The sequence below is a fragment of the Piscibacillus salipiscarius genome, from assembly GCF_042685285.1.
Lineage (GTDB): Bacteria > Bacillota > Bacilli > Bacillales > Alkalibacillaceae > Piscibacillus > Piscibacillus salipiscarius.
On the sequence record NZ_JBHUMZ010000013.1, the window covers coordinates 100,523 to 122,837 of the forward strand.

20 protein-coding genes and 1 riboswitch are annotated in these 22,315 nt (G+C 37.2%); of the genes, 13 read left to right on the forward strand and 7 right to left on the reverse strand.

Annotation, left to right across the window (positions count from 1 at the left end; translation table 11 throughout):
- Positions 1-19 precede the first annotated feature (19 nt).
- Both ACFSW4_RS04405 and ACFSW4_RS04410 read left to right on the forward strand, forming a co-directional pair.
- The gene (locus tag ACFSW4_RS04405; RefSeq protein WP_377327692.1) at positions 20-1,138 is read left to right on the forward strand and encodes an SAVED domain-containing protein; all 1,119 of its coding nucleotides are present in this window, start codon (positions 20-22) and stop codon (positions 1,136-1,138) included.
- A complete protein-coding gene (locus ACFSW4_RS04410; RefSeq protein WP_377327694.1) occupies positions 1,113-2,486 on the forward strand; it encodes a nucleotide-binding domain-containing protein in 1,374 nt (457 codons plus the stop codon). The genes ACFSW4_RS04405 and ACFSW4_RS04410 overlap by 26 nt, the downstream gene beginning before the upstream one ends.
- A gap of 190 nt (positions 2,487-2,676) precedes the next feature.
- Here the strand turns inward: ACFSW4_RS04410 and ACFSW4_RS04415 are convergent, their stop codons facing one another.
- From ACFSW4_RS04415 to ACFSW4_RS04430, 4 genes are all read right to left on the reverse strand, one after another.
- Entirely contained in the window at positions 2,677-3,999 is a 1,323-nt protein-coding gene (locus tag ACFSW4_RS04415; RefSeq protein WP_054752560.1) for an ISL3 family transposase, read from the reverse strand.
- 241 nt (positions 4,000-4,240) lie between these two features.
- On the reverse strand, positions 4,241-5,881 hold the full coding sequence (merA, locus tag ACFSW4_RS04420) for a mercury(II) reductase (RefSeq protein ID WP_377327696.1): 1,641 nt from the start codon (positions 5,879-5,881) through the stop codon (positions 4,241-4,243).
- A 24-nt stretch (positions 5,882-5,905) separates the two neighbouring features.
- Positions 5,906-6,298, reverse strand: coding sequence for an Hg(II)-responsive transcriptional regulator (gene merR, locus ACFSW4_RS04425; RefSeq protein WP_017186745.1), 393 nt, complete (start codon positions 6,296-6,298; stop codon positions 5,906-5,908).
- A 619-nt stretch (positions 6,299-6,917) separates the two neighbouring features.
- Positions 6,918-7,439: a GNAT family N-acetyltransferase gene (locus ACFSW4_RS04430; protein WP_377327698.1), complete on the reverse strand. Its 522-nt coding sequence runs from the start codon at positions 7,437-7,439 to the stop codon at positions 6,918-6,920.
- 259 nt (positions 7,440-7,698) lie between these two features.
- Between ACFSW4_RS04430 and ACFSW4_RS04435 the strand changes: the two genes are divergently transcribed.
- Positions 7,699-8,802, forward strand: a complete 1,104-nt coding sequence (locus ACFSW4_RS04435) for a M14 family zinc carboxypeptidase (RefSeq protein WP_279401433.1) — start codon at positions 7,699-7,701, stop codon at positions 8,800-8,802.
- A gap of 143 nt (positions 8,803-8,945) precedes the next feature.
- Here the strand turns inward: ACFSW4_RS04435 and ACFSW4_RS04440 are convergent, their stop codons facing one another.
- Both ACFSW4_RS04440 and ACFSW4_RS04445 read right to left on the reverse strand, forming a co-directional pair.
- Entirely contained in the window at positions 8,946-9,965 is a 1,020-nt protein-coding gene (locus ACFSW4_RS04440) for a DUF3231 family protein (protein WP_377327700.1), read from the reverse strand.
- Positions 9,966-10,095: 130 nt separating this feature from the next.
- Positions 10,096-11,031, reverse strand: coding sequence for an acetamidase/formamidase family protein (locus ACFSW4_RS04445; protein WP_377327702.1), 936 nt, complete (start codon positions 11,029-11,031; stop codon positions 10,096-10,098).
- A gap of 91 nt (positions 11,032-11,122) precedes the next feature.
- On the opposite strand from ACFSW4_RS04445, the gene ACFSW4_RS04450 reads away from it, so the two are divergent.
- From ACFSW4_RS04450 to ACFSW4_RS04465, 4 genes are all read left to right on the forward strand, one after another.
- A complete protein-coding gene (locus tag ACFSW4_RS04450; protein WP_377327704.1) occupies positions 11,123-12,574 on the forward strand; it encodes an amidase family protein in 1,452 nt (483 codons plus the stop codon).
- Between the two features lie 464 nt (positions 12,575-13,038).
- Entirely contained in the window at positions 13,039-14,079 is a 1,041-nt protein-coding gene (locus tag ACFSW4_RS04455; RefSeq protein WP_377327706.1) for a fatty acid desaturase, read from the forward strand.
- 83 nt (positions 14,080-14,162) lie between these two features.
- A complete protein-coding gene (locus ACFSW4_RS04460) occupies positions 14,163-15,296 on the forward strand; it encodes a sensor histidine kinase (protein WP_377327708.1) in 1,134 nt (377 codons plus the stop codon).
- Positions 15,293-15,892, forward strand: coding sequence for a response regulator (locus ACFSW4_RS04465; RefSeq protein ID WP_377327710.1), 600 nt, complete (start codon positions 15,293-15,295; stop codon positions 15,890-15,892). The genes ACFSW4_RS04460 and ACFSW4_RS04465 overlap by 4 nt, the downstream gene beginning before the upstream one ends.
- On the opposite strand, the gene ACFSW4_RS04470 is transcribed toward ACFSW4_RS04465, so the two are convergent.
- Positions 15,885-16,253 carry an SLAP domain-containing protein gene (locus tag ACFSW4_RS04470; protein ID WP_377327712.1) on the reverse strand — a complete coding sequence of 123 codons (369 nt, stop codon included), beginning with the start codon at positions 16,251-16,253 and terminating at the stop codon, positions 15,885-15,887. The genes ACFSW4_RS04465 and ACFSW4_RS04470 overlap by 8 nt on opposite strands.
- 114 nt (positions 16,254-16,367) lie before the next feature.
- Here ACFSW4_RS04470 and ACFSW4_RS04475 point away from each other — a divergent pair, with 114 nt between their 5' ends.
- The 6 genes from ACFSW4_RS04475 (at position 16,368) to ACFSW4_RS04500 (ending at position 22,028) form a co-directional block, all read left to right on the forward strand.
- Complete coding sequence (locus tag ACFSW4_RS04475; protein ID WP_377327714.1) at positions 16,368-17,486, forward strand: NAD(P)/FAD-dependent oxidoreductase; 1,119 nt, start codon at positions 16,368-16,370, stop codon at positions 17,484-17,486.
- A 164-nt stretch (positions 17,487-17,650) separates the two neighbouring features.
- Entirely contained in the window at positions 17,651-18,973 is a 1,323-nt protein-coding gene (locus tag ACFSW4_RS04480; protein WP_377327716.1) for a S8 family peptidase, read from the forward strand.
- 58 nt (positions 18,974-19,031) lie between these two features.
- Positions 19,032-19,141, forward strand: a riboswitch (TPP riboswitch).
- Positions 19,142-19,242: 101 nt separating this feature from the next.
- Positions 19,243-20,226, forward strand: coding sequence for an ABC transporter substrate-binding protein (locus tag ACFSW4_RS04485; RefSeq protein WP_377327718.1), 984 nt, complete (start codon positions 19,243-19,245; stop codon positions 20,224-20,226).
- A 2-nt stretch (positions 20,227-20,228) separates the two neighbouring features.
- Positions 20,229-20,519, forward strand: a complete 291-nt coding sequence (locus ACFSW4_RS04490) for a thiamine-binding protein (protein WP_054752554.1) — start codon at positions 20,229-20,231, stop codon at positions 20,517-20,519.
- The gene (locus tag ACFSW4_RS04495; protein WP_054752696.1) at positions 20,519-21,298 is read left to right on the forward strand and encodes an ABC transporter permease; all 780 of its coding nucleotides are present in this window, start codon (positions 20,519-20,521) and stop codon (positions 21,296-21,298) included. Before ACFSW4_RS04490 ends, ACFSW4_RS04495 begins: the two co-directional genes overlap by 1 nt.
- Positions 21,285-22,028 carry an ABC transporter ATP-binding protein gene (locus tag ACFSW4_RS04500; protein ID WP_054752552.1) on the forward strand — a complete coding sequence of 248 codons (744 nt, stop codon included), beginning with the start codon at positions 21,285-21,287 and terminating at the stop codon, positions 22,026-22,028. The genes ACFSW4_RS04495 and ACFSW4_RS04500 overlap by 14 nt, the downstream gene beginning before the upstream one ends.
- Positions 22,029-22,315: the final 287 nt, after the last annotated feature.

The window sequence follows — 22,315 nt, forward strand, 5'->3', positions numbered from 1 at the left end:
TAGGAGATATAATTAAGGGGTGAATAAAATCTTCGCATTAATTAAAAGTGTATTTAAAGGAATGTTTGAAAAGAAAGTAACAATGTTGCTTCTTTCAACAGGATTATTAATTATTTCATCTGGATTTACACAAAATTGGTGGTTAAACCCTTTTATTTCTATTATAAATGATGTTTTCAACCTTAAAATAGAATTACCAGGGGGTACTATTCATTATGGCTATCTAATAACCACTGTCATTGTTGGTGGATGTTTAACAGCTTCTGCCTTTTGGTTTTATTTTAAAACAAGGGATAAAGTAAAGAAACAAAATATGTTACAGATTCGGCATTCTTCTATAGAATCTGTAAGCTATTTAAACATAGGAAAAGAACTGACCAATTACAACATAGAAGTGTATCAATTAAATCAAACAGAAGAACTTAAAATAATAGATAAACATAACTTACAACATGCTCTGAGAGAGCAACAGAAAATAACCCAAAGATTACTTAATCGTTTTGAAGGAAGTGACGATAGTGAGCTCGCATATTTGGGATTAGCACATATTCCATTAGTCTTTTTGATTGGCTATCAGTTAGCAGATAAATCAAATATTCTATTTTTTGAATGGAACCAAGTTAAGTTAGCATGGGAAAAAATTGAAGATCGAAAGGGTGGGTACCCTGCATTATTAATAGAAAAGAATGAAATAAGTCAGAGCTTAGGAGAAACGAGGGAAGTAATAATCAAAATTGGAATAACCTACCCTATTGAAGACTCTGATCTTAGAGGGCTTGGTTTGGAGGACCTAAATTCGTTTTACTTATATATAGATCATCCCCACAGAAATGCGATTATCAGCAATGAACAACTTCGTGATTATAAAGATAAATTTAGACGATTATTGGATGAAATCAATCAAAAGTTTCCTCAACTTAATAGAATTCATTTGTTCTATTCAGGACAAACATCATTAGCATTTCTATTAGGAAGTGCAATCTCACCGAGAATGGATGCTGAAATTAAGGTGTACAACTATGTTAGAAAATCATTTCCTAAGTATAATTGGGTAATAACTTTAAAAAAGATTGAAGAACCAATTGAAATAAAAGTCTTAAAGGAGGATTTAAATGAAGATGTACGACCTTCAAAGTAAATTAAATACGTTTTATAAAAATTATGTTGTCTTACCTAAAAGTGGAAGGGATTCACTTTTTACTAAAAAGAACTTAAATATAAACCGTTTAAAGGATGGATTAATAGAGTATAACGAAGAAAAAGGAACAGATTATAAATTTGCGGAAGAGCCGATTGTTCAAGGGAGTGTTGCTATGTCTACTGTTATTCAGAATGATAGTAATGACTATGACATTGACGTAGCAATTGTCTTTGAAAAAGATAACTTGCCACCTGGAACAACCGCTACTAAAAATGTGGTTGTGAATGCACTTAAAAAGAAAACCAACCAGTTTAAAGTTGAACCAGAAGCGAAGACTAATTGTGTAAGGATTGTCTATGCAGAGGGATATCATATTGACTTCGCTATATACAGAAGATATAAGGACGGAAAGAAATATATCTATGAGCATTGCGGCAGTGAATGGAGAGAAAGAGATCCACGTTCTTTAACACAATGGTTCTTGGAACAAAATAAAGAAAAGGATTATAAGCTAAGGGAAGTAGTAAGGTTATTAAAAATGTTCTCGAAATCAAGAGATGGTTGGAAGAATATGCCTGGTGGCCTGATTCAGAGTGTCTTAGCTAACGAACAATTTCAAACATATGAACGAATAGATGAACGATTCTATTATACTATTAAGGCTATTAAAGACAGATTGGCGTATAATAAAGAGGTGTACAATCCAACAGATTCAACAAAAAGTTTAAAACTTGTAAGTAAAGATAGTACAAAAATGGACAACCTTTATAACCGTCTTAAAGATAAATTGTCAAAATTAGATATTTTATTTACATCATCATGTACTTATAATCAAGCGATTGAAGCATGGGGAGAGTTTTTTAATCATGATTATTGGGCTGAGCAGAGGGAAGATAACAAATCAAGTGTGTCAAAATCTTTTGCTACTTCAGAAATGGACGAACGCTATGATTATAAAGAAACAGAAGAGTTTATTTATAATAAATTCCCTATTAACATCCAATATCAATTAGAATTAAAATGTGAGGTTTTACAAAAAAATAAATCTACTGTTTGGCTACATTCGTTGCTTAATCAGAAGAAATTATTACTTCCAGGTTGTTATTTGAAATTTATGGCTTCTACAAATGTACCATCTCCTTATAATGTGTATTGGAAAGTTAAAAACCGTGGTGATGTTGCCAAAAGAGAAGACTGTATTCGAGGTCAAATTGAACAAACCGATGAACTTAGTCATTTTGAACCTACTTTATTTAAAGGAGACCATTATGTCGAATGTTACATTGTTAAAGAAGGTATATGTGTTGCGAAACAAAGAATTGGGGTACCAATTAAAGTTTCATAATAATTTAATCCCCATTATTAATTTCCAAAAACAATTGTAAGAATGATTAGGTGGAACAAATTAATCTTCAAAGTTTTTTAAATCAAGATAAAGAATTAAAAAACAAAAATACTGAAGTATGCTCAGAAATAGAATTTACTCCTATTCATTTATTAATAAAGGGTATTCGGTTTTTATGGTGGAAAAGGGCTTATAAATCACCCTTCTCCAAATTCTTAATAAGTGTGGAAAAATCGACACCAAAGTTGTCTGTAATGTTATGATCATTCACTTCATACCAATTGAAATTATCGTGTAACATAGCTTTATTGAAAGCACTTGAATTAAATCGTGGCTTACGCTTTTTATGGAGCTTCTCATTGAAAAGGATTTTGGCTCGTAAGGCATCAAACGAGTAACCTCTACCCATTCGCTCTACCTGCCTAATAATGCTGTTAATTGACTCCGTATAAGCGTTAGTGAGCCTTTTATCAAAGTAGTTGAATATTTCGACATGCCAGTTGTCTACGGCTCTCACGAGGTCTTTATATGCATCTTTAGAGTTACTGGACATACAACGGTGTCTCCATTGACTATAACGAAGACGACCTTCATCTGAATCAGGAGTATCCCATATCCAGTAAAACTCTTCTTTGAGTTCATAGGCTTCTTTTAAGACAGGAAGATTACCTAACCAAGTCTCTAAGAGGAATGATTCACGTTCATTTAGATCGTGTTTACGCTTTAGAAGGATAAACCTTTCACGCATAAGGGTACGTCTTTCTTTTTGGCTCATATGAGCTTTCAAAGACTTTCTGACGTTATCTAAGGCTTGATTAGCCATTCTAATTACATGAAACTTATCTACGACCACTTTAGCGTGTGGAAGGATAGTGTTCACTGCGTCTTTGTAGGGCTTCCACATATCCATTGTGACGTACTCAATATAAGTCCTGTCACTGATTTCTGAAAGACGTTGGATGACTGTTTCCTTGTTACGGTTAGGCTTGATGTCATAAATAGTCCTGCGTTCAATATTAGTCAATACAAGCCGAGGTCTTCGGATAATATGTATCTCGTCTATCCCAAGCCACTTAGGAGTTTCAAACTGGTATTCACGTTCTTTGAGTGCCACATAGTCCTTAAAAACGTTCCTAATAGTTTTCTCGTCAACGCCAACGCTTTCTGCGACTTCTACAAAGGTCTTAGACATGGATTGCTCTTGAATAGACTTTAAAAGCCTTTTGGTCATACTACGCTTTTCATCTACAGATACTAGGCGTTCCCAGAAGGTAGATTCGCATTCACGACATTTGTATCGTCTACGGTTCAATTGTAAGCCCACTCGCTTTAAACGAATGGGCAAATCCATAATTAGTTGATTTCTTGAACTGTGTTTGTACAACTTGTCAAAACCACATTCAGGACAACGTTCAGGTGGTCCGACTGCTTCAACTTTAAACATCATATCGGTTTCATTTTCTTGTGGTGATTCTATTGTTTTAATGTCTGGTAGGGATAATAAGTCTGACATATTGTTCATCCTTTATTACTCTGCGGTGTTAAGGTATCAAATATAGATTTGATGTCGAAATCATCAGTGTTAAATTATTTTTGTGACCACAAATGCACTTAGAAAACCCCTTAAAGCATTTATATAATGGGTGATCGCAAAATAGTGTATGAAATCCTTTTGTAGACTTTGCTAAACTACTGCACACTTTAGTACAGTATTAGCTGGTTCACTTGAATAGGGAATTGTAAAAAAAGTTCCCTTAGCCTGCACAACAAGATAATTTCGAAACATCTTTATCGAACGTAAGTGCAGCTAATTTTAGCCCTTCAGCCATTGTTAAATATGGTGCTAGGGTTTCTGTTAAATCTTCTATCGTTAAGCCAAATTTAACAGCTAATGATGCTGCATAGATGACATCTCCTGCATTCTCAGATACAATATGAACTCCTAATACTTTTAGTGTTTCTGCATCTGCTACTAGTTTAAATACACCGGTTGTTTCACGGTTTACAATTGCTCTTGGAACAGCATCTAAAGGTAATACAGATGTCTTCACATCATACCCTTTCTCTTTTGCTTGTTCTTCTGTTAAACCAACCGTTGCAACCGTTGGATTCGTAAACGTAACAGCAGGGACTACCGATAAATCTATTTTTTTGTTTAACCCACCGATAGCATTATCAGTAATAATTCCACCTTCATAGGCTGCTACATATACAAATTGCGGTCCTAACGTCACATCTCCTGCTGCATAAATCTTTTCATTACTTGTTTGACCAAAATCATTGATCAGGATTTCATTATTTTTTCCGGTTTCAACACCTGCCGCACTTAAATTTAAAGAATCCGTATTTGGTTTTCTTCCAGTGGCAACAAGTAACTGATCTGATTCAATAACTTCTTTACTGCCATTTACTGTTACGTAAACCTTTTTTATCTCTCCACTTTGTACAACACGCTCAAAAGTTGCCCCTTTGACAAGGTTTATACCCTGTTCAATTAACGCTTTTTCAACTGACTCTGAAATCTCAGGATCATACTCCTTTAAAAGTCGCTCACTTCTTTGCATAAGCGTTATTTCTGAACCTAAATGATGAAATAGTTGTCCAAGCTCCATTCCAATGTATCCTGAACCAATTACAGTTAATCGTTTTGGTATTTTCTTTAACTCAAGAAGTGTTGTACTAGTTAAATAGTCCATTTCTTCAAGTCCTGAAATTTGGGGCAACGAAGGAGATCCACCTGTTGCAATTAAAAAGCGTTTTGCAGATAACTTTGCCCCATTGACCTCAACCGTACTAGCATCAACGAATTTTGCTTCACCTTTAATTAAATCAAAATTATATTCATCAATTAAATCCACATATTTTTGATTCCGAAGTTCGCTCACCAATTTATCCTTTTGCGTGATTAAACTAGCTAAATCCACTTCTCCAGCGGATGTTTGTAAACCTATAAACGGGTTGTCTTTTGATAAATGATTGATTTCCCCTGCCCTAAGAAGAGTTTTTGACGGAACACAGCCAATATTCACACAGGTTCCCCCAACCGTTCCACGCTCAATCATTCCAACTTTTGCACCGTATTCTATAGCTTTAATTGCCGATGAAAAGGCAGCAGCACCAGAACCAATAATAAGAAGGTCATAATTGTCTTCATTACTTAACGCCACGTTTTCTTGTGACGATACTTCTTCAATTTCTCCGGCTTTGTAATTTGCTTCATCAATCGCCTTTATTGCACTTTCAACCTCAATATCATTGGGTAGTTCAAATACTGCTTCACCACGACGAAAACTAGACTCAATATTTTTAGCACCTATCTTTTCAAGTGCTGATTCAACGTGTTTTTCACAACCCGCACAGGTCATTCCTTGAATGTTTACCTTAAATTTATTCATAATAAAGCCCCTTTCGTTAATCTCTCATGTTAATGTTTCTATTATTGGACACGAATGTAATTGCTTTTCATCTGGACATCGTTGTTTTAAGTCGTCTAACATAGTTTCAATTCGTTTTAAATCCTCTATTTGTTTTTGAACTTCCTTTTGTTTTTTAGAAACAAATTCGAACATATCTTGACAACGAACTTCATCTTTATCTACAACACCAAGTAATTTATAAATCTCGTTTAAAGAAAATCCAAGTTCCTGTATTCGTTTAATAAACCCAACACGCTTAACGTCATCATATGAATATATCCGATAACCAGCTTCCGTTCGGTGAGGTTCTTGTAGTAAATTTTTTCGCTCGTAATATCTAATCGTTTCTTTATTAACGCCACATTTTTCTGCAAACTCACTAATGCGGTAAATCATCTTATTTCACCCCATGAATATTATAAACCGTGTACCATAGTACACGGTCAAGTAAATTGGACTATTTTATTTTTTTCCCAACGTATCACTCGTATGTGATTGATACTTTTATAATACTATTGATTGTCCTAACATCCCACTAGAAAATCCGATTTAAACACCAGTTGTTTTTAAACTATTAAAAAAGTAATTCCACTATATATTCCGAAGACCCTTAATAAATAATAAGAATTTTAAAGGCGAGATAGACATTCTCGCCTTCTAGTATTTTAGATTTGCTACTTTAAATTGATACGGTCATCCGAAATTGCTATTATATGAAAAATATCAACTATTTATTGAACGAATAATGGTTCAGATATAAGCAAAATAATATACTATCAAATCTATAGGCAAATGATTCTACATCTCAATATATTCTGTGGTCATTTTTGTGGTCATCAAATTGGAGTTTAGCATAGGTTACATTTGGACACTAAAGGTAACGCAAAGTCAGTTTCCTAGGAACATAAGGACACTAAAAAAACTCAAAGGAACCTATAGTTATTACATAACCCTCACTGGCAGTGAGAAGGTCATCGGTTCGAGCCCGATATGCTCCATTTTCCTTAAGTTACCTCTAAACACTCATTCCATATACATCAACACTTAAAAACTCACCATTTTTATAAAAATGGTCTATTAAAGTTCCTTCTTTCTTCATACCAATCTTCTGCATGACTTTTGCCGACGCTGGATTAAAGGTCAATGCTTGAGCCCACATTTTATGTAAAAGTAGTTCTTGAATTCCGAATTGAACAATGCGTTCAGCAGCCTCAGTAGCATACCCTTGCCCCCAATAATTTTGGCCAACCCAGTAAGCCAACTCACCTCGTTTGTGGCGTTGATTGACTCCGATGGTCATGGCTCCAATGAGTTGGTTTTCTTCTTTTAAAACAATCGCAAACGGATAAATCCCATTTTTCCTGGAATCGTCAGGCATTATTATCCATTCCTCAGCATCTTCTAATGTATATGGATAAGGTATATTAAGTGTAGTTTCGGTGATCGCTGGATCATTAGCGAGTTCATAAACGTGAGATGCGTCGTTCATTGTAAAGGGTCGAAGCTTAAGCCTCTTAGTGGAAAGGTTCAAGTTCATATAATCCCTCCTGGATTTATTTTTATTACTATAACATAAGCCAAATGATATAGATAAGTAAAAATTTAAAATAATACGATGGTCACATTTTCATCAGGCTATGTTTCAATAATTAAATTCGACAAAAATCAGAATAGTAATTATCACAAACTTTTATAGGAGGGAGTTCATGTCTAAAAAACGATAGGATTTCACTTTACTGTGTAGTTCTGTATTGGTAGGTACAAGCTTATTATTACCTTTAACAGTAGCAGCTGGTATGTCACCAGGTACACCTGATCAACAAGTGTATTCAGTATCAGGCTTTACGGACCATGCGGAATTAACACAGAAGCTTCAAAAAATCGAAGAGGTTAGTAATGGAGTATTAAATTTAGAAGTTGCTGGTTATTCTAACCAAGGTCTAGAAATCTATAAGGCAACGGTAGGTCATGGCGATAAGGTGGTTATGGTTCAAAGTGAAATTCATGGTAATGAAAAGACAGGAACAGTAGCATTAGTAAATATGCTTAAGCAACTAGCAACAAACAATTCTCCTAAATACAAGCAGCTTCGCGAAGAGATAACCATTATTGCAATGCCAATGATGAACCCAGATGCATCTGACGCTAATCGTAGAGGAAATATCATGTCTTGGGAAGAAGTGGTAGAGGATTTCCCTCAACTAGAAAATGCCCAACCCTCCTGGAACTATTATACATGGCAAAACGAAATATGGGATTATGCATCAAACCCAGGATTTGATGTAAACCGTGACTTCAACCCTGACTTGGATTATGTTCCACAAGCGAGTGACTTCCCAGGTAATTCTGCTAGCCCGGGTTGGTTTATCACGCCCGAAGCTCAAACCGTAAGAGATGTTTATAAAGAAGCACATGATGAGTTTGGGAAAGTTGATGTGTTTGTAGACCTTCATCATCAAGGACAGTATTACGTTGAGGGCACAGAAGACGAAGTGACGTTATCACTATCAGGTGTCTTTGTACCGGATCCAAAATCAGAGGAAGGCGCAAAATATAGCGAGTACGCTAATCAATACAACGGTGATTTTGCTAAGCAGTTGAATGTAGCTGCTTACCAAGCGCTTCAAGGTGTAGGTAATTCAATTTTTAACAATATTTCATTATACCCTCAAGATTTAGATTTACCGGGCACAGCTTTAGGTTCATTCGCATTAAACGGAAGTGGCTCAGTCCTATTTGAAGTAACAGGACAAACTCAATCCTTTGGTCAAAAGAAAAAGGGGCAGCTCGTGAAAGCGGTAGAAACAGGTTTATATGGTATTGTTGAAGGTGTTGCTGATGGGTCTGTTTACGAGATCGACCCAGGTGAGTATGAGAACATTCCAGGAACAGAAAGATAAAAAACTAATGACCCTTGTGATAGAGACATTAGAAACTAAACTGACACATATTGAGAAAATAGCTTGGTGAGAAGTCATGAATACTTTATGAATGATTAATCATCGTTTTATAAAAAAGTAGTGTTGATTAAAGTTAATCTTCACTACTTCTCTTTATTTTTATCCGCTAAATTTTTACGGTTTGAAGCCATAGGTGGTTGTTCAAGCCAACCGTTTTTAATCATGATATTTGCGCCGTCTTCTGAGTATAGTTGTATTTCAACGGCTAGTCGATTATACATAATTCCAATATCTACTCTTGGACTTGTTGAAACACTCATACCATAATATCCAACGCTTAGAGAGATGAGCGCAGTTGTATAGAACATCATTAATCTTTCGCTAAATGTGTATGTTGTGCTATGAGTGACTTCAGAATCCCAAGACATAGGAGTTGGTAAATCATCATCTTTGAGTTTTTCACTAAATAATTTTATATGTTTCTTTGCGATTTCAAGTCCTCTAACAAAATAGTCAGTAACCTCTTTAGTTTGTGCTACTTGGCTAAATCCTATTAATGTCGCGGTCCCTAATGCATTTCTTTGAATATTAGCATATAGATTTGTGATTTCTAAAGCTGTTAGAGATCTCTTCTCTCCAAACACATCCCATAAAAACCCTTGTTTTTGAACATATTCTATACTCTCCATGTCATCGATATATGGTGATCGAATAAATATACCTTTATTTAGTAATAAGTCTTTCGATTGTTCATATAAATTTTGCGACTCATCTAGGCATTGTTGGTAAAACTCAGTAATGTCTGATCTTACAGAATAGGATAAGCTGACTGCGTAACTAGTTAAGCCAATCTTAGCCATTTGATGTATATAATGAAGGACATAGCTATCAGCATATAAGCGAGGCGCTTCTAAATCTACATCTTCCTCAACAGTGAAACCATGAGGTACTTTGAACTTTTCTTCTTTGAATATTGATTTGATTACGTCTATATGAGTTAAGGATATGTTAAGAGCTGATTCAATTACAGTTTTAATCTCCTGATCTTCTGCTTTATTTAGAAAGTATGTAAGCATACAAACGCTTGCTGTGTCATTCATATATTGAGTCCAAAGTTGTGATATTTCACTTGAGGTCAATCTAATTTGTTTGTTATCAGACATTTTAATCACTCCACAATAATATTAATGTTATTGTGTTCATTTTGTATGGAATTTATTAACGTTAAAGTAACTTCATACTGTTCTTCGTTGAAAAGCTCTATACTTAAGTTTTTATGGCTATTTTTAATTTTTATCTAATTGCCCCATGAGATAAGACAGCATGAACTCCTTTTACACCATTGACTACCTGTGTAATTCTCAAATCAACAACGGTGCTAGCTAATGCAGTTGCCTCAGTCTTCTTAACATCATAGAGGCGTTGAATGAGCAATACCATTTCATCTAATGCGGTGGCAGTTGCTTCATTTAAGTCTTCATCAAAACCAAACGTTACCCAACCAGATGGTGTCCAGGCTCGAGGCATATTCAAGCTCATATCTTCGTGAACCGTTAATGTCACATCAACTACGTCCATAGGAGCCTCAATGGCAGTACCTGATACTTCACCGTCGCCTTGAGCTGCATGGCCATCTCCAATAGAAAACAATGCACCTTCTACTTCAATTGGTAAAAAGAGGCTGCTGCCCCTGCCTAGTTCTTTGCAGTCGATATTACCGCCAACACGTCTTGGTGGTGCTGTTATATGTAATCCTGGTTCAGCTGGGGCAACGCCCATAAGTCCCATAAAAGGATTAAGCCCGATTCGCAGGTCGCGATCTCCAATGCGAGTCGTTCCAGTCATGGTTTCAGTATCTAATTCCCAGTCTAACTGTACGTTCTTTTCGTTCGTGAGACTCAGTTTTTCATTCTGCCAGCTATTAAATCCGCCTGCCCAGTTTGTCCCATACCAACCTGGAACTAAATCATTTGTACGTATTTCTAGTACCATCCCAGGTTTGGCACTCTTAATCTCAATAGGTCCAATAATAGGGTGTCCTTTAACTTCTTCTTGTTCTCTAGAATCAAGTTTTTCTTTAGGTTCACCTTTAGCTTTTGAATATCCCCACTGAATATCCGGTGTGGTGAGCTGTAAGGTATCACCTGATTCTACCGTTAATATAGGTTTATAGGAGTGATTAAATGATCGGTGCAGATGCTCAGTTTTTAGTTCAATATTATGAATCATATCTTATGCTCCTTTAATCTATTATCGTTGTACAGCAAAGCTAATTATGTCAAAATTAATAAAAATATTCAAATAAATCAGGGGGAGACAAATGAAGAACGACTTTTTAAATGAAACGATTGAACAATTACAACAAAGATTATCGGAGGGTGAACTTACTTCTCGTGAGCTAGTTTTGATTTACCTTGATCGCATTGCGACTTACGACCAAGATGGACCTAACATTAATTCGATTGCAGAAATCAATCCAGATGCATTGTTTATTGCCGAATCACTGGATGTTGAACGAAAAGAACAGGGTCCGCGTGGGCCACTTCACGGCATTCCAGTTGTGTTAAAAGATAATATAGACACCGGTGACAAAATGCATACAACAGCTGGCTCTCTAGCTTTAAAAGACCATGTCGCTAAAAATGATTCATTTGTTGCGGAAAAGTTGCATGAAGCAGGTGCGGTCATTTTAGGAAAAGCTAACTTAACGGAGTGGGCAAATTTTATGACAGAAGGTATGCCAAATGGATATAGCTCAAGAGCTGGACAAGTATTAAATCCTTATGGACCTGGTGAAATTGATACTGGTGGTTCGAGTGCAGGTCCTGGTGCTGCAGTTGCTGCTAATTTTGCCACAGTATCCATTGGCACAGAGACGTCAGGTTCGATTTTGAGTCCTTCAAGCCAGCATTCCTTAGTTGGTATAAAACCAACTGTTGGAACGGTTAGCCGAAGCGGTATTATACCAATCTCTCATACTCAGGATACGGCAGGGCCAATGGCGAAAACGGTGGCAGATGCTGTTCACGTTTTTCAAGCTATTATGGGTGAAGACGAAAAAGATGCAGCAACAAGCAAAGCGACACCTTTTTTTAAACAAGAATTATCTCTTCGATTAAAAAAAGATGGATTAAACGGCAAACGAATTGGGATTGCCCGTGAATCTTACTTTGATGCTATTGACGAAGAAAAACAAAAGCTTATGAACGAAGCTATTCAAGTGCTTAAATCACAAGGCGCTGAAGTGTTTGACATCACCATCCCTACTACCGAGCACAACTGGGGATTAGGGGTCATGATTCATGAATTTAAAAATAGTTTAAACGCTTATTTAAAAACGATATCGAGTGATGTGGCTGTCCGTTCACTCGATGATGTCATTGATTTTCACAATCAAAATGAAGAAGAAACGTTGAAGTACGGACAAAAGTGGTTCTTGGAAGCCCAGAAAACGTCTGGTTTATTGACCGACCCAGATTACTTAAAAGAGTTACTCGATGACCAACGTTTGTCTAAAGAAGAAGGAATTGACTATACATTAGATGAACACAAGCTAGAAGCGATCGTCTTCCCGAATAATATTGGGGCAGGAATTCCGGCGAAGGCGGGCTATCCATCTATTACGGTTCCAGTTGGATTAACGAAGAAGAATGAGCCTGTTGGTATCACCTTTACAGGCACGGCTTTCTCAGAACCAACTTTAATTGAAATCGCTTATGGTTATGAGCAAGCATCACAAAAAAGAGTTGCGCCGAAATTAAATTCTAAATAAACTGGTGAAGCTTTTGCACGGGTTGTGCAAAAGCTTTTTTACACTGGCGAATGTCTCAAATTAACGCCCCAATGTCCCATAAATAGCCCGCAATGTCTCATAAACCAGTTTTCAGTGTCTCAAAAATTGTCCAAAATGCCCAGCTTCGACAAAAAGAATGTCCCATAAACGTTTAATAATGTCCCATAAAATCAATTGCTTCTTAATCACTTTAAAACTAAATGCCTTTTCATGTTAATGTTTTACAGTCGGTATGACAAATGTCATATCATGATATGATGATTGCCATAACTTGTTTATTAGTACTCATATACACGAGCCTCTTTGAAACAATATAAGTACTAACAAGGACGTCATATGACAAATGTAATGGATAATTACTGACGTTCATGACTACTGTCATCAAAGTAATTTCTTTAACATTAAGACTAGGTCATAAAGATGGTTTCAAGGAGGCTATTTAAATGAGTCATTCAAAATTAGCACAACTTAAAAAGAGTATGAAACAATTTGAACAATCAGATGCGAAAGCCAGTGTATGGCAAATTATTAATACGATTCCACCAGTATTTATTTTATGGTATTTAGCTTATGCTTCATTATCGGTGTCAATTTGGTTATCATTAGCGTGTACAGTCGTCGCAGCAGGGTTCGTCGTAAGAACGTTTATTATTTTCCACGACTGCGGTCATGGATCCTTTTTTAAAAACCGTAAGGCGAACCATATTATCGGGACAATAACAGGTATTATTACGATGTTCCCTTACGAGAAGTGGAGACGTGAACATGCGATCCATCACGCGACAAGTAGTAATTTAGACAAGCGTGGTACAGGTGATGTGTGGATTATGACAGTTGAAGAGTACGTTAATGCTTCGAAACTAGAACGTTTCCAGTATCGCTTATATAGAAACCCATTTGTAATGTTTGTACTTGGACCACTGTATTTGTTCCTTGTGACAAACCGTATGAATCGTAAAGAGGCGAAGAAGAATGAAATTCGTAACACTTACCTAACGAATGTGTCCATTGTTGCTTTAGTCACAGTTCTAATTTTATTAGTCGGTTGGCAGAGTTTCTTGATGGTCCACTTACCAATTATGTTTGTATCAGGAAGTCTTGGGATTTGGTTATTCTATGTACAGCACCAATTTGAAGATTCCTATTTTGAAGATGAAGAAGAATGGGATTACGTTAAAGCAGCTATTGATGGCAGCTCGTACTATAAACTACCAAGAGTCTTACAGTGGATTACAGGTAACATTGGCTACCACCATGTTCACCACCTAAGTCCAAAGGTTCCAAACTATAACTTAGAGGATGCACATGAGTCGACGCCACCACTTCAACAAGCAACAACGATTACCGTAAAATCTAGTCTAAAATCCATTAGATTTAGATTGTTTGATGAAACGAATAAAAAATTTGTCAGCTTTAAAGAAGTCAAAACTTTGTTAAATCAAGGTTCGCAAAACGTATCCTTAAAACGTGAGGAAACAGTATAATAAATGAGTCAGAAGCCTTCAATTAATTGGAGGCTTCTTCTTTGGTATAATAGGAGTATTCTATATGAGAGGACATCCACTACATGCAGAATTGGTATAATATTTTTCCGAAAAACTTAAGCTTAAGTATCTATGTATGGATTATTTTTAGTTTATTACCATTTTATTTTATTTTTCGCTCAACGTCATGGTTAGAAGCGATATTAGGGATCATTTTAATTGCTATTTTCTTTGCGTCATACCGGTTATCTTTCTTATCAAATGGCTGGTTTTTATACGTATGTGTATCGATCATGATGCTGATTAATATTGGGATGTCACTTGTATATGGTTATGTATATTTCGCGTTGTTTTTAGCGTTTTTCATAGGAAACATCAAGCATAAAGGTGGATTTATTACGTTATATGTTGTACATATTGTCACAACACTTATAGCGGCTGGCTTTAGTGTCTTCACGCAAGAAGAGCTATTTCAGTATCAGTTGCCGTTTATTGTTATAGCGATTTTAGGTGTCATTTTACTTCCAATTAACACGTATAACAGGTTGAAAAGACAAAAGTTAGAAGCACAATTAGTCGATGCAAATGAAAAAATATCGCAGTTACTCGTTTACGAAGAGCGTCAGAGGATTGCACGCGACTTACATGATACGTTAGGGCAGAAGCTTTCTTTAATTGGTCTTAAAAGTGATTTAGCTAAACGACTTATTGACAAAGATACCTTAAAAGCTAAAAGTGAGATTACCGATATCAATAAAACAGCCCGAACGGCTTTAAAAGAAGTTAGGGATATGCTTTCTGATATGCGTGGTGCTAAGTTAGATGATGAAATTAAGCATGTTAAACAGTTATTAGATGCAGCTGGAATTGAAGTTACAATAAAAGGTGATTTGGAGCTTAAACAATCACCAGCGTTAGTTGAAGATGTGTTAAGTATGTGCCTAAAAGAAGCCGTCACAAATGTTGTTAAACATAGTGAAGCAAGTCACTGTTTAATCGACATTAACGAATCGCCTAATGAAGTGAAGATGTTGATACAAGATGATGGAGTAGGAATTGATCAATCCAAACAATCTAAAGGGCATGGCCTTCGCGGAATATCTGAACGGTTAGAATTTGTGAATGGCAAATTTAATTTAAAGACCAATTCAGGAACTCGAATAGAAATACAAATACCAAATGTCACACAGCAAATCAATAGGGAGGATGCGAGATGATTAAAATCGTCATTGCAGAAGACCAACAGATGTTACTTGGGGCACTAGGGTCACTTTTAGACCTTGAAGATGATATGGAAGTCGTTGGTCAAGCTTCAAATGGAGAAGAAGTGATTAAACTTGTTCGCGATTTAAATCCAGATATATGCATTATGGATATTGAAATGCCAATAAAAACTGGTTTAGATGCAGCTGAGGAATTAATGGATGCACCTTGTCAGACGATTATTTTAACGACATTTGCAAGATCAGGTTATTTTGAACGAGCTAGAAAAGCTAAGGTAAGCGGCTATTTACTTAAAGACAGCCCGAGCGAAGACTTAGCCAATTCCATTCGCTCCATTATGAAAGGACGTAAGGTTTATGCTCCAGAGCTTATTGACCTTGCATTTGAAGAGCCCAATCCGTTAACTGAACGTGAAACAGAAGTCATTGAACTCATTGCAGAGGGCTTAAGCACAAAAGAAATTGCACAAAAATTATTTTTAACGTACGGAACAGTCCGAAACTATATTTCCGTGATTTTTGATAAATTAGAAGTATCTAATCGAGTTGAAGCAGTATCAAAAATTAAAGAAAAAGGGTGGCTTAAGTAATATTCAGCACACCTAATGTTGGATCATCGACTTTTGAATCTGGGAAAATAAATGTCCAAGGCATACTCGTTGTCGGGGGGATTTGTAGTCTTGGAATGTTAAAATCACGCTCTGCGATGGGGGCGTCTAATGTTTTATAAGTGATATGAACATCATTAAACGAAACAGTCTTATCACTTCGGTTATGTAATAGAGCTGTTACGAGCAATTCGTCTTTGTGATTATTCGCTTGCCATAATGTGACAGGCTCAAATTCAAAGTCATCATGATTCTTCGTCTCTTCAAAAACTTCTTCGATTTTACGACGGTCTTGATCAGATATGGTTTTGTCCCATTTTTCTTCAAACTGAAGTTGCTGCATCCACTTAACCTCCAAAAGGTTTATTTGTGTTTATTATAATCGATATTTGTTTAACGCTAAAGTTTTATCTAATATAATGCCAATTAGAAACAACAAGAAGTTGGAGTGAATTATATGTCAGTGATTGTTATAGGCGGCGGTATTCTAGGTGCTTCAGCAGCTTATCATTTAGCGAAAAAAGGTGCTGAAGTCACTTTAGTCGACCGGCAAGATCTAGGGCAAGCTACCGATGCTGCAGCCGGAATTGTTTGTCCTTGGTTATCTCAAAGACGTAATAAGGCTTGGTACCGCATGGTAAAAGGTGGTGCTAAGTATTATCCTGAGCTAGTTAATATGCTTACTGAGGATGGCGAAGCAGATGTTGGCTATAAACAAGTTGGAACCATTAGTTTACATACAGATCAGACAAAGCTTGAAAAAATGGTAGAACGTGCTAAGAAACGAAGAGAAGACGCCCCTGAAATAGGTGACATCAAATTACTGTCACCTGAAGAAGCGAGGAGCTACTTTCCGTTATTGTCAGAAGATTATGGTGCTGTCTATGTCAGTGGTGGAGCAAGGGTCGATGGACGAGCCATGCGTGATTCACTCATTAGAGGAGCAGAGAAAAACGGGGCGACAGTCATGCGTGGTTCAGCTCAAATTTTAACTGATGGTTATTACGTTATAGGAGCTGAAGTTAACGGAGAAAAATTGCTAGCTAATCAAGTCATCGACACAAGTGGTGCTTGGTCCAAACAGTTACTTCAGCCACTAGGTTTAACGTTTCAAGTTACTCACCAGCGAGCGCAGATTATTCATTTAAGGTATCATCATTTAGAAACAGGTGGCTGGCCTGTTGTTATGCCTCCAAATAATTCATATTTACTTACGTTTGATGATAACAAAATCGTCGTAGGTGCAACGAGAACAGATGAAGTCGAATTTGATTATAGAAACACAACAGCTGGTATTCATGAAATGTTAGGAAAAGCTTTGGAAGTAGCTCCTGGATTAGATGATAGCTCAGTTATTGAAACGAGAGTGGGCTTTAGGCCATATACTCCTGGTTTTCTTCCGGTTATTGGTCCTGTACAACAGTTTAATGGGTTACTCGTAGCTAATGGATTAGGTGCATCCGGACTCACAAGTGGTCCGTATTTAGGGGCAGAGCTTGCAAGACTCGTGTTAGGTGTACCAACGGAACTTCAAATAGAAGATTATGACGTGAACCAAGCAATTAAAGAAGAATAAGGTAGACGTTAGTTGAACCTGGGATATAAACTAAACACTTTATACGATTCTTATATTATTGATTCATTAATTCACCTAATCTCATAAATCTAGTACACTGACCGTTACGTTCTCACTTAATTTTAATAGATTAATAAGGAATCTATTAAAAGAGAGGTGAGATGATGTTTCAACTATCTATGATTCAGGCAATTAGGCACCACGCTCATAAACTAGATCGCCGCCTGCGCGATGATTTACTTCACATGTATCAGCCTTTTAAATATACACCGTGCTTCTTACACAAGTATATGGATAAAATCTTTAAGAAATCTAAGCGCTATAATGTGATTGTACAGTTTGATCAGAGTTCGTGTGACCTTGTTGAAGAACTCAATAATATAGATAAAGTGACTGATCGTCATTTTGGGTGCCGAATGGAAAAGGTGTTAACAGTGATTGGTTGCTGCCAAGCTAAGTTGACGCCAGATGCTTTAGTAGATTTGTTGGACAATTGTCCTAAAGTCAAAAAAGTATATGCTGACCGACAAGTATTGGCATTTCTCGATGTGGCTACACCAACTGTTGGTGCAAAAAATTCAGAAGGAAGCGACCTGCCTTACACTGGTGATGGCGTTAATGTTGCGGTGTTAGATACAGGTGTGCATCAACACCCTGATTTAGACGGTCGAATTGTGGAATTTGTTGATTTAGTCAATCAAAATAATGATGCATATGATGATAACGGACACGGCACCCACTGTGCTGGGGATGTCGCGGGTAATGGCGCTATGTCAGAAGGACAGTATCAAGGTCCTGCCACCAAAGCCAACATTATAGGGATTAAAGTTTTAGATAAAATGGGGTCTGGCTCTTTATCAACGGTCATGGAAGGTGTTCAGTGGTGTATCGATCATAAAGATAGGCTAAATATTGGTGTAATTTCAATGTCTTTAGGAACACCTGCGAGTCGTTCATATCCAACAGAAGATGATGACCCAATGGTTCAAATCGTCGAAGCTGCATGGGATGCGGGAATTGTCGTCTGTGTTGCAGCAGGTAATGAAGGCCCAGATCAACAATCGATCGCAAGTCCAGGCATTAGTAATAAAGTGATAACAGTTGGGGCGATGGATGACAGAGGTACTATCGAACGACAAGATGATCGAATAGCTGAGTTCTCAAGCCGCGGGCCAACCATTTATAACGAAGTGAAGCCTGATGTTGTTGCTCCAGGTGTCGATATTATTTCTTTAAGATCACCAAATTCTTATATTGATAGGCTTCAAAAGAGTGCTAGAGTAGGTGAATACTACTTTACGATGTCAGGTACATCTATGGCCACGCCAATTTGTGCCGGAGTCGTTGCTTTGATTTTAGAACAAAACCCTTCTTTATCACCGGATGAGGTGAAAAATGTACTAATGGAAACGGCTGAAAGTCTAGGTGATCGCAACACGTATGGTGCTGGTTATATTCAAGCTGACCGCGCCTTATTAAACAACTAAAATGAGTTGCAATCACCTTAAGATTTTGTCATACTAAGATTGACAAAAGCATAACTAGATTAAGTTGTAGGGGGACCAGTGTTGCTGGTTGAGATTGTATCCGTAAGATACTGACCCTTAGAACCTGACCTGGCTGACACCAGCGTAGGGAACACCATTTATGTTAATGAACAAAAACGTGAACCCTAGGCATAGTCCTAGGGTATTTTTATACATAAAATTCCCTTTCAACTAGTCTAGTTATGACAAGACAAGGGGGGATTTTTAACATGAAAAAGATGATGCTTTTTATTTTTGCCTTACTTCTATTGTTATCAGCTTGTGGTAACAATAGTGAGGAAAGTGAAGATTTAAAAGACATTAAATTTGTACTAGATTGGACGCCAAATACGAATCATACTGGCATTTATGTAGCCAAAGAAAAGGGTTATTTTAAAGAACAAGGATTAGACGTTGAAATAATTATGCCGGGTGAAGCGAGCGCCGATCAGTTAATCGCATCAGGCCAAGCGGATTTTGGCATTAGTTATCAAGAAGGTATTACGGAAGCGCGAATTCAAGATGTTCCTATCGTTTCAATCGCTGCCATCATTCAGCATAATACATCCGGATTTGCCTCGCCGAAAGATAAAGGGATTACGTCGCCAAAAGATTTTGAAGGTAAAAAATATGGCGGCTGGGGAGCACCATTAGAAAAAGCTGTATTGTCATCACTGATGCAGCAAGAAGGAGCAGATGTCGATAAAGTTGAAATTGTAAATATTGGTGATGCTGACTTTTTTACAGCTGTTAAGCGCGATGTTGACTTTGCCTGGATCTATTATGGGTGGACTGGAATTGAAGCAGAATTAAGAGGCACTCCGCTTAATATGATCTATTTAACGGATTATAGTGAAAAGCTAGATTACTATACGCCAGTCATCGCAACGAATGAAGACATGATCAACGAAAACTCTGAAACTGTACAAAAATTTATGAATGCCGCATCCAAAGGGTATCAGTTTGCAATCGACAATCCAGAAGAATCAGCTAACATCTTAATTGAAGCAGTACCTGACCTTGACCCTGAGCTCGTTAAAGCGAGTCAAGAATGGTTATCGCCAAGATATCAAGATGACGCCAATCAGTGGGGGATTCAAAAGCTTAAAGTTTGGGAAAACTATGCTGAATGGATGTTAGAGCATGATTTACTAGAGAAGCCATTAGATGCTGAAGCGGCGTTTACGAACGAGTTTTTACCTGAGGAGGAATAAAGGTGGCAAATGCACTGGTTAGTATTCAAATCATTCCTAAAACTAAAAACGGTGAAGACGTGATTCCATACGTCGATGAAGCGATTAAATTAATCGAGGATTCTGGAGTAACGTATCAAGTGAATGCCCTTGAAACGACTATGGAAGGCGAATTATCAAAGCTGTTATCAGTGGTTGAAAATATGAACGAGAAAATGACCGAACTGGGCAGCCCTAGTGTGATTTCTCAGGTTAAAATAGCGTACCGGCCTGAAGGAATTACGATGGGTGAGTTAACGGAGAAGTATAGATGATGAAGTCATTAGTGAAACAAGGATGGCGACCAGCGTTGGTCATCATCCTTCTATTCCTGATCTGGGAGCTGTGTGTTCAGCTATTTCAAGTTCCAACTTGGTTACTTCCAGCTCCAACACAAATATTAGAAGTCGGTATAACGGAGTGGGGGCAGTATTCACACCATGTATGGGCAACTGTTCAGCTCATTATTGTTGGCTTTCTAATCGGAAGTAGTATTGGAATTTTGGTCGCCATAGGCCTACATTTAGTCCCATTTTTAAAACAATCGACTTATCCTTTACTGATTTTATCGCAAAACATCCCTGTTATTGTGCTGGCACCACTACTTGTCGTGTGGTTTGGGTTTGGAATGCTTCCGAAAATTATTGTCATTACACTCGTTTGCTTTTTCCCGATTGCTATTTCACTACTTGATGGGTTTAGACAAACGGACCGGGATCTCATGCATTATATGCAGATGGCAGGCGCAAGCCGTAAGCAGCTTTTCTGGAAATTAGAATGGCCGAACGCTATGCCGTCTTTATTTTCCGGACTCAAAATTTCTGCAACGTATAGTGTGATGGGAGCTGTTATTTCTGAATGGTTAGGTGCAAGTGAGGGAATTGGTTATTACATGACGCTTGCGTCTTCATCTTATCGAACTGACCGTGTATTTGTGGCAATCCTTATCATCGTCGCTCTAAGCTTATTATTCTTTATTTTCATTAACTGGCTTGAGAAAATAGTCATACGCTGGCGTTCATCAGGAGAGGGTGGTTCTAGTGAAACATCTTGAGGTAAAGCAAATTAATCAAACGTTTGGCGATGTGCACGTGTTAAATGATGTGAGTTTTTCTGTCTCAGAAGGTGAATTTGTCTCAATCCTCGGGCCTTCAGGAAGCGGGAAAAGCACTTTGTTTGGCATTATTGGTGGTTTAACCATTCCGAATTCTGGTGACGTGTTGTTAAATGGAAATAGTATTAAGGGCAAACGCGGGTCAATCAGTTACACCCCGCAAACACCATCTTTACTTCCTTGGCGATCGATTTTAGATAACGTGTTATTAGGACAAGAAATATCTGGGCGAAAGGATCGAGCTAAAGCTCTAGAAATGATTGAACGAGCTGGTCTTAGCGAGTATAAGGATGCTCATCCTCACGAATTATCAGGTGGTATGAAGCAGCGCGCATCATTTATAAGAAGTGTACTAAGCCCGCAGTCTTTAATTTTACTTGATGAACCATTCTCTGCCTTAGATGAATTTACCCGAACGGATATGCAGAAGTGGCTGTTATCCATGTGGGAAGAGGCGAAACGCTCTATTCTATTTGTCACTCACAATATTGAAGAGGCGATCTTCTTATCTGACAGAATTATTATTTTGTCTCCTAGACCTGCATCAGTGCTAAATGAATACAAAGTACCATTTGACCGGCCAAGACGTGAGGAATTATTGTTAACGGATGAATTTTTACAGTTTAAAAAAGATATTTATCAAGATATGAGATTAGCTCATACAACCTAAAACCCGCATTAGATGTGGGTTTTGTTTTTTATATATGAACACCGTGGCAGCATATGTGGTCGGGAATAAAAGAATTTAGTAGCGAATAAATAGGATAAACTGGCGAATTTATTTTAAAAAGTGGCGAAAATTTTTGATGAACTAGTGAATAAGATTATTATTCTGGAGAATAAATCTGTTGAAGTAGAGAATAAAAACGAATAAGTAGGGAATAAAAAAGTAAAATAACGATGATTATGACGCCAGGAAAAACCTTTTCTCAAGAACAACGTCATGAATTTACACCA